At 59.2% G+C, this 8,862-nt stretch carries 6 protein-coding genes and 1 pseudogene; all 7 read right to left on the bottom strand.

Translation table 11 applies throughout. The features are described from left to right. Positions 1-286, bottom strand: a pseudogene (locus BXP70_RS22750) (NADP-dependent malic enzyme); the annotation flags it as partial. Between the two features lie 92 nt (positions 287-378). Beyond that, positions 379-1,845 carry a hypothetical protein gene (locus BXP70_RS22745; protein ID WP_245849724.1) on the bottom strand — a complete coding sequence of 489 codons (1,467 nt, stop codon included), beginning with the start codon at positions 1,843-1,845 and terminating at the stop codon, positions 379-381. A 111-nt stretch (positions 1,846-1,956) separates the two neighbouring features. Continuing rightward, a complete protein-coding gene (locus BXP70_RS22740) occupies positions 1,957-3,321 on the bottom strand; it encodes a dicarboxylate/amino acid:cation symporter (RefSeq protein ID WP_086596420.1) in 1,365 nt (454 codons plus the stop codon). Between the two features lie 152 nt (positions 3,322-3,473). Continuing rightward, positions 3,474-5,105 (bottom strand): phosphoenolpyruvate carboxykinase (ATP), encoded by a 1,632-nt coding sequence (gene pckA / locus BXP70_RS22735; protein WP_086596425.1) that lies wholly within the window; start codon positions 5,103-5,105, stop codon positions 3,474-3,476. A gap of 139 nt (positions 5,106-5,244) precedes the next feature. Continuing rightward, on the bottom strand, positions 5,245-6,597 hold the full coding sequence (locus BXP70_RS22730; RefSeq protein ID WP_245849723.1) for an MFS transporter: 1,353 nt from the start codon (positions 6,595-6,597) through the stop codon (positions 5,245-5,247). A 166-nt stretch (positions 6,598-6,763) separates the two neighbouring features. After that, the gene (locus tag BXP70_RS22725; RefSeq protein WP_086596419.1) at positions 6,764-8,035 is read right to left on the bottom strand and encodes a sensor histidine kinase; all 1,272 of its coding nucleotides are present in this window, start codon (positions 8,033-8,035) and stop codon (positions 6,764-6,766) included. Then, entirely contained in the window at positions 8,032-8,715 is a 684-nt protein-coding gene (locus tag BXP70_RS22720; protein ID WP_086596418.1) for a response regulator transcription factor, read from the bottom strand. Before BXP70_RS22720 ends, BXP70_RS22725 begins: the two co-directional genes overlap by 4 nt. Positions 8,716-8,862 lie beyond the last annotated feature (147 nt).

The following is an 8,862-nucleotide window of genomic DNA, read 5'->3' as shown; positions in this document are numbered from 1 at the left end:
CGCCTTTGCCCTCCATCACCGGCTTCGAGGCTTCCGGGCCAATGTTGCCCAGGCCGAGCACCGCGGTGCCGTTGCTAATGACCGCTACCAAGTTGCCCTTGGCTGTGTATTTATACACGTCGTCGGGGTTCTCGAAGATGGCCATGCAGGGCTCGGCCACGCCGGGAGAGTAGGCCAGGGCGAGGTCGGCTTGGGTGCTGACGGGCTTGGTGGGCACTACCTCAATCTTGCCGGCGGGGTCCTGGGCGTGGTAGTTGAGGGCGTCTTGTTTGTTGATTTTGAGCATAATAAAAGGGGTAATACGTAGCGCGACAGGACGCCTTGGCCTAGGTTGGCGGGGCGCTGAAGCAGCTACAGGGGGCACCGGAGGCGTGAAGCTTAGAGAATCACTTGCAGCTGCATCGTGACTTCCGGGCGGTAATCGAGGTTGTTGATGTTGTTGAAGTCGGGGCGCGCGCGGTAGTTTAGCGTGACTTTCGCCTGGTGCCCATCCAGCAGTACGTTTACGCCGCCATCCATAATATGTACGTCCTGAATGCGGCCATCGGTGCGGCGCAGGCCATCATAGTGCCCGTGGATGTAATCGACGTAGGGTTGCAGCCGAATTTTCGGACCGAGCAGGCGCTGCGGCAGCAAGAAACCCGTCTGGATGGTTTGGGCGGTGCCGGTGCCTAGTACCGGTACCGAGTTGCCGCGCAGCACGGCCGAGCCCGCACCGGGGTTGACGTTGCCGCCGTAGCGCATGAAGTTGGAACCCATGTTGTAGCGGTAGAAGGCGCCGTAAATTGTGAAGGCCGTTTTGTTGCCAGCAGTGGTATCGACGGGTGTGTCGTAGAAGATGTCGGCGGCCAATACGCTCAAATCTTGCTTTGTGTACGGAATCGTCCAGGCGCTGGTGTTGGGTTGCAAGCTAGGGGCCGCTTCCGACCGCATGTACATGCCCTTTCCGTAGTACAGGAAACCGGTTCCTAGGTTCAACACCCGCTTGCTCCCTAGGTAGCAGCCCACCGTGAACGGCACGAGGTTGGCCTCTTTCTCCAAGAACTCCCAGGTGAAATAGCCTTGGTACACCTTGCCGCGGGCCCGCGGGTTGAAGGCCGCTACGTCGGTGGTGAGGGTGGCGGGCGTGCTGCTCAGGTTGTTGCGGAAAGCATCGTTTACCGACAAGCGGTAGTCGAAGTGCCCGAACCGGCCGTGGGCAAAGAGGCCAAGGCCCCGGCCCGTCTGGTCGATGGCATCGGTCACGGGCCACTGCGTGCCCGGCACGTCTAGAGTAAGGAGTGAGAAAGCAGCAAAGCTGCTCTGGCGCGAGATGCCGTTGTAGGCGTGCAAGCCGCCACCTAGGCTCAGGTGGCTGTTTACCTTATAATCGATGGTGGCGTCGTGCAGGTAAAACGAAGGCTTTTTGCCCGGTCCGGTTGGTTCCCCCGGCCCGCCCCCCGACAGCGTGTTTTGCGAATTGACCCCTAGCTGCGTGATGATGACGAAGCGCGAGTTGAGCTGCGCCACCAGCAGCACCCGGGAGCGGCGCAAGCTGAAATCAGTCTGGCTAGGAGTGGGCTCCTCCGTGGCCGACAGGGTGCCAGTATTGTTTTCTGTATAGCGGGCCCAAACCTGGTGCGCGGTCATGATGCGCACGTACTTCGAGCCGTCGGGGGAGATGTTGATCTTCATGCCCGCTCCGTAGGGTGCCGATTTGGCGGGCTGCGCGGCTGGTTTCGGAATGACGTTGGGGGCCGGGTCGGGTGCCTTGCCGGGCGTCGGCGGCAAGATTACCTGCGCGTGGGCTACCGAGCCAGCAAGCAGTGCTCCTACGACCAGGAGCCGAGTGAAAAGCTTGTGCATGAGGGGAAAGAAGAGGATGGGATTTTGGGGAAGGCAGAATGCGCCCTAGGGTTCTGCAAAACCTAGGGAAGCGGTAAGAGCACGACGGGTAAGTAGCCGGCGACCTAGGTTCTAGTGCCGCGCCGAAACGGCTACGGGTACTTCGTTCGGCGTGAGTTTCTCCACGCGGGGTATCATCGAAACGGGCTCCGGCAGTAATTCTTCCGGCACCGAGTTGCCTTGCAAGGCCAACTGATGGCGCGCTTCGTCGAACTCGCCCTCACTCTTGGCAATGACCAGCGCGGCCACACCGTTGCCGATAACGTTGGTGATGGCCCGCGCCTCACTCATAAAGCGGTCGACGCCGAGCAGCAACGCCACGCTCTCCACCGGAATGGTTTTGGTGGCAGCTAGCGTGGAGGCTAGCACGATAAAGCCCGAGCCCGTGACGCCCGCCGCTCCTTTGCTGGTAACCACCAGAATAGCAATCAGCGTGAGCTGCTGGGTAACGGAAAGCGGAATGTTAAAAGCTTGCGCCAGGAAGATTACCGCAATGGATAAGTAAATAGACGTACCATCGAGGTTGAAAGAATAACCCGTCGGGATAACCAAGCCGGCCACCGAGCGCGAGCAGCCGTAGCGCTCCAGCTTGTCGATCATGCGCGGCAGCGCCGACTCCGACGACGACGTGCCCAGTACCAGCAGAATCTCTTCCTTGATGAAGCGCAAGTACGGACCTAAACGGAGCTTGTAGTAGCGCAAAATCAGGTTGAGCACCACGAAGATGAATAGGAACATGGTGGCGTACACCACCAGCATGAGCTTGCCCAGGGGCAATAGCGTCGCGATGCCATACTTACCAATGGTGAAGGCCATGCCGCCAAAGGCGCCCAGCGGAGCTAGCTTCATTACGATGGCCAGCACGCCGAACATGGCGTGCGAGAGCCGGTCGAACGTTTTGACGAGCGGCTGCGCGGCTTGGCCCATCTGATTGAGCGCGAGGCCAAAGAGCACCGAGAAGAGCAGCACTTGCAGGATGTCGCCTTTGGCAAAGGCATCAACCACGTTGCTAGGTACGATGTGTGTGAAGAACTCCACCCAGTTCATGTCGCCGGCTTGGGAAGTGAACTTGGCGGCTTCCTCGGCTTTCTTGCTGTCTTGGAGCACGGCGCGGGCAGTGGCTTGCACGCCGGCACCGGGCTGGGTCACGTTGGCCACCACAATGCCGATGCCGATGGCTAGGGTCGTCACGATTTCAAAGTACAGCAGCGCCTTGCCGCCCACGCGGCCTACTTTTTTCAGGCTGCCCATGCCCGCAATACCGAGCACCACCGTGAGGAAGATGATGGGCGCAATCAGCATTTTGATCAGGCTGATAAACGTGTCGGCCACGGGCTTGAGGGCCGCACCGAAGCTCGGAAACAGCGCCCCCACCACAACCCCTAGGGCAATGGCCGTCAGGACCTGCACGGTCAGGTTCGAATACAATCGTTTCATGAAAGCAAAGAATAGAAGTGGAAATTTCCTGGGTGCGGCGGCCCGCAACCCCGGTGGAATAGGCAAGGGCTACCTAGCCCCACACTTTAGTGAAGCGCGAGGCTCAGGAATGAGTGATTAAAAAGAGAAAGAAAGCTGCTACGGCGCCTTATCTACACAGCTACCGCCGCGGCCACTGTGGGTGCGCCAGCCAGGATGTCGTCGTTGGCGAAGGCGGCAAACTTTTGGAAGTTCTGCACGAATTTCTGGGCTAGCTCCGCGGCCGTTTTGTCGTAGGCTTCTGGGTCCTGCCACGTGTTGCGCGGGTCCAGAATGGTGGTCGGCACGCCGGGCACGAAGTCCGGAATACCTACCCCGAAGATGGGGTGCTGGGTGAAGCTCGTGTGGTGGAGGGCGCCGTCGAGGGCGGCCGTAATCATGGCGCGGGTGTAGGCTAGCTTCATGCGCGAGCCCACGCCGTAGCTGCCGCCGCTCCAGCCGGTGTTCACCAGCCACACGTGCACATCGGGGTGCTCGTCCATTTTCTGGCCGAGCATTTCGGCGTACTGCGTGGGGTGCAACGGCAAGAACACTTGACCGAAGCACGCCGAAAAAGTGGTTTGGGGCTCCGTAATGCCCATTTCCGTGCCCGCCACCTTGGCCGTGTAGCCCGAGAGGAAGTGGTACATGGCGTGGCTCTTATCGAGTTTGCTGATGGGCGGCAGCACCCCAAACGCATCGGCCGTGAGGAAGAAAATGTTCTTCGGCGAACTTGCCACGGAGGGCTCCACCGCGTTCGGGATGAAAGGCAGCGGGTAGGCCGTGCGCGTGTTTTCCGTCACGGAGGTGTTGGCGTAGTCCACGGTGCAGGTGCCGGGCACGAAGCGCGTGTTCTCCACGATGGCGCCGAACTTAATGGCGTTCCAGATTTCGGGCTCTTTCTCCGGGTTCAGGTCGATGACCTTGGCGTAGCAGCCGCCTTCGAAGTTGAACACGCCCCCGTCGCCGGGCAGCCAGCCGTGCTCGTCGTCGCCGATGAGGCCCCGGCGCGGATCGGCCGACAGCGTGGTTTTGCCCGTACCCGAGAGGCCGAAGAAGATGGCCGTGTCGCCGTCCTCGCCCACGTTGGCCGAGCAGTGCATGGGCAACGTGTTCTGCTCGTGCGGCAAGAGGTAATTGAGCACCCCGAAGATGCCCTTTTTCATTTCGCCGGCGTAGCCCGTGCCGCCAATAAGTAGCGTTTTCTTCGTAAAATTCAGAATAGCGAAGTTCTTCTGCCGGGTGCCATCCACCGCCGGATCGGCCTCGAAGCCGGGCGCGCAGATGATGCTGAAGTCGGGCAGCCACGAGGTGTCGGCGCCTTCTGCGGGGCGCAAGAACATATTGTAGCAGAAGAGATTGTGCCAAGCTAGCTCATTCACCACGCGCAGCTTAAGCTGGGAGGCGGGGTGCGCGCCGGCGTAGGCTTCCCGCACATACAGCGTCTTGTCGGTGAGGTAGGCCACCATCTTCGCGTGTAGCTGGTCAAACTTATCCGCGTCGAACGGGATGTTGATGTCGCCCCACCACACGCTGTCGGTGGTGCTAGCGTCCCGCACGATGAAACGGTCTTTGGGCGAGCGGCCCGTGAACTGGCCTGTGTCGGCCATCAAGGCACCCGTGTCGGTCAGCGTACCTTCCCCATTGCGAAGCGCTTCTTCCACCAAGGCGGCGGGGGCTAGGTTCAATCGGACGGCCTTTGCCTGCTGAAAACCCAGCGGCTTGAGGCGGTCGAGAAGGGCGGCGGAAGTGGTGGTTGCGTTCATACTCATGAAGAAGATTAGGTACGCTGGAAAGAAGACGAGTGAAAGGCGAGCTAGCCCGGAGAAGGCAATAAGCGCCCGGCGCCAACGGATTGGCGAGCAAAAACAGCTAGGAATCAGCGAGAAAGCGAGGTGCGCGGGCTTAGCCGCCTTCCTCTAGGTTAAGCCGGGAGGTTTGCTTGGTTTCTTCCATCGACAGGAAAACCAGCAGCGACAACCCGATGCAGCCGGCGATGTACCAGTAGAAATACGATTCGTGGCCGGTGCCCTTCCACCACAAGGCTAGGTATTCGGCGGTGCCGCCAAACAGGGCTACCGTGAGGGCGTGCGGCAAGCCGATACCTAGGGCGCGGATTTCGACGGGAAACAGCTCCGCTTTCACCACCGCGTTGATGCCGCTATAGCCGCTCACAATGGTGAGGGCCACCACCAGCAGCACGAAGGCAACCCAAGGCGTGGTGGTGTGGCTGAGGGCGGTGAGCAGCGGGACGGTGCCCACCGCCCCAAACAAACCAAAAAACAGCAGCAGCGGCCGCCGCCCAATGCGGTCGGATAACGCCCCAAAAACCGGCTGCAAGCCCGCAAACACGAGCAACGATAGAAAGCAGATGTTGGTAGCCGACTCCTTGCTCATGTGGGCCGTGTTCACCAAAAACTTCAGCATGTAGGTGGTGAACGTGTAGAACGCCAGCGTGCCACCCATCGTGAGGCCCACCACCGTCAGTACGGCGCGGGGGTGCTTCAAGAGCACTTGTACGCTACCCCGCTGCTCGTCGGGGGTGTGCTGCTGGGTCTGAAAAACCGGCGTCTCGTCGAGGTTGCTGCGCAAGTACAAGGCCACCACGGACAAGGCCGCGCCAATCACGAACGGAATGCGCCAGCCCCAGCTCAGCAGCTGGGCTTCCGTGAGCAGTACTTTTTGCAAGATTAGTTGAATGCCAAGGGCTAGCAGCTGCGCCCCGATGAGCGTGAAATACAGGAAGCTAGAATAAAAGCCCCGCCGGTTGCGGGTGGCCATTTCGCTGAGGTACGTGGCCGATACGCCGTACTCGCCACCTACGCTGAGGCCTTGCAACAGCCGCGCCGTGAGCAGCATAACGGGCGCCACCAGGCCCACGGTTTGGTAAGTAGGGGTGAGGGCAATGAGCAAGGAGCCCAGCGACATGAGCAGCACCGACAGCGTCATAGACTGCTTGCGGCCTACTTTATCGGCAATGCGGCCGAACATCCAGCCGCCGATGGGGCGCATCAGAAAACCTAGGGCGAAGATGCCGGCCGTTTGAAGCAGCTGCGCGGTGGGGTCGCCGGATGGGAAGAATGAGCCAGAGAAGTACAGCGAGAAGGACGAGAAAACGTACCAGTCGTACCACTCCACCAAGTTGCCAACTGAACCACTCAGGATAGCCTTGAGCCGCCGGGGCGAAACTTTCTCCAGCGGCGCGGCCTCCACCGGAGTGGCGTAGGAGCGAGAAGCGGGTGAGAGTTGGATAGCCACGGGTGGAAACGTTTGAGGTGCCGGATGGTAGGAGAAAGATCCTGTTTGTTCGAGGTTGCCTTACAAATGAAGTACCCGATTTTGAAGGAATTTTGAAGAAAACTTATCGATTATCTGAAATTTTGGATCGGTACCGCAAACGTTTGTTCTCCCCTTCAACTGGTAGCTAGGTCTGTTCGGGGGCAAAAGCCAGCCTGATCCGATGCCAGCCGTCTTCGTATGTGTAGGTGATGCGGTGACCGTATAACTCGCTGATGCGCTTCACAATAGCGAGGCCGATGCCTATGGAGTCGAGCGAGGCATTGCCTTTCTTGAAGCGCCCAAACAACTCACTCACGGGCGCGGAAGGCGCGTGGCCGGTATTGGCCAGCACCAATTCTGTAGCAGAAAGCTGAAGTTGAATTTCGCCGCCGGGCAAGTTGTGCCGAATGGCATTGCTGAACAGATTATTGAGCAGGAGCTGGGCCAAGGATTCGTCGAAAGAGACGTGCACGTCGTCGGCAATCTGCTCCACCGTCCGGATGCCTTTCATCTCGGCTAGGTCGGCGAAGGCTGCTTCGGTGGTGCGCACGAGTTGGCTCAGGTCGGTGCGCACCTCGGGCCCCGACTCGTAGTGCTCCAGCTTGGCCAGCAGCGTCAGCGACTGGTTGATTTTGGCGAGGCGCTCTAGCTCATCGTGCATGCCGGTGAGCAGGAGCAGCTGCTTTTCGGTCAGCTCCGAATCTATCAGCAATTCGATTTTGGCCTTGATGCTAGCAATAGGCGTTTGCAGCTCGTGCGAGGCATTTTCGGAGAACTCCTTTAAGCCTTGGTAGTCGCTTTGCGCCTGCGCCGTCATGCGCACCAAGAACTCGTTGAGCACGTTGAACTCGGCCGTGCGGCTCGGGTGCAGGTCGATGGTGTTCTTCTGGCTGAGCTGGAAAAGCTGAATGCCGCGCAACGTGTTGTTGAACGGCTTGAGGATATACCAGGAAATGACCTCGCTGAGGATAACCACCAAGGCCAGCAGAAAAACGAACGTCCAGGCAAACACCAGCACCAAGCCCGTCAGGTATACGTCGCTGGGCTCCACCACCGCGGCTTTGCTGGTGATGCGGTACGGTTGCCCACCCACCACCGCGTAGGTAGTCAGGCGAATAGTCGATACTTCCGACTGTAAGGCAGCGTTCCACTCGTCGCGAATTTGGGCCGTGCTGCCGTGGTTTGTCGAGTCGAAGCTAGCTCGGCTGATTTGCACGTTAGCCCGCGACGGGTCGCCGGTGTAGTCGCGCCCACTTTTGAGCTGAGCCGCTACCACCGCGTTCAGGTGTTCGAGCTTGCCAATGGTGGCCTGGGTGACGCTGCGCGACAGGGCCGCGTACACAATGGCAAAGCCGATGCTCAGGACGAAAAACGTAATAACCGCGTAGGCGATGGTGTAGCGGTAGTTGAGCTTCACGAGTCGGCCGCGTTTAGCTTGTACCCAAACCCATACACAGTGCTGATGTAGTCCTTGCCGCCGGCATCCGTGATTTTCTTGCGCAGGTTTTTCACGTGCTGGTACACAAAGTCTACGCTATCTAGGTTGTCGGTGTAGTCGCCCCAGAGGTGGGCCGCAATGGCCTGCCGCGTGAGCATGCGGCCCTTGTTGTTGATGAAGTACAGCAGCAAGTTGGTTTCCTTGCGCGTGAGATTCAGTAGCTTACCATTCACACGGCACTCCAACGACTCTAGGTCGGCGGTGATGTCTTGGAAGGTGATGATGTTGTTTTTGTGCACGCTACGCCGTCGCATGATGGCTTTGATGCGGGCGTGCAGCTCGGGCAGCGGAAACGGCTTGGTAATGTAGTCATCGGCGCCTTCGCTCAGGCCAGTTAGCTTGAAATCCAGCGCGTTCTGGGCCGAGATGATGATGACGCTGCTCTCAACGCCGTCCTTGCGCAGCAGCTTCAACAGGCTGATGCCGTTGCCATCGGGCAACATAATATCCAGCAGCACGCAGTCGTACGTGAACAAGGCTAGCTTCTCCCGCGCCTCATCGAACGTGGGAGCCACTTCGCAGATATAGTGCTCCTGCGTGAGGTAGCTAGCAATGCTTTTGGCCAGCTCCGGGTGGTCTTCCACTAGCAGGATTTTCATAACAAATTACCGGGTGGGTGGTGGGCCTAGGTGGATGACAAGACCTAGGTAGTGGGGCCAGTAAATGTATCAAAACATGAGGAATCCACTCAGTTTGTCCGAAAAGGAGCGCCCGTACTCTAATGGTCTGCCTTCGGAATGGTGCAA

Origin of the sequence: Hymenobacter crusticola (assembly GCF_002154225.1) — a bacterium.
Taxonomy (GTDB): domain Bacteria; phylum Bacteroidota; class Bacteroidia; order Cytophagales; family Hymenobacteraceae; genus Hymenobacter; species Hymenobacter crusticola.
Note: the sequence above shows the minus strand (reverse complement) of the source record. Positions and strands in the feature narration are given on the sequence as shown.

Excerpts from the sequence above, each read along its gene's own strand:
- BXP70_RS22740 (WP_086596420.1), bottom strand. The coding sequence starts at position 3,321 with ATGAAACGATTGTATTCGAACCTGACCGTGCAGGTCCTGACGGCCATT.
- BXP70_RS22745 (WP_245849724.1), bottom strand. The coding sequence starts at position 1,845 with ATGCACAAGCTTTTCACTCGGCTCCTGGTCGTAGGAGCACTGCTTGCT.
- pckA (WP_086596425.1), bottom strand. The coding sequence starts at position 5,105 with ATGAACGCAACCACCACTTCCGCCGCCCTTCTCGACCGCCTCAAGCCG.
- BXP70_RS22720 (WP_086596418.1), bottom strand. The coding sequence starts at position 8,715 with ATGAAAATCCTGCTAGTGGAAGACCACCCGGAGCTGGCCAAAAGCATT.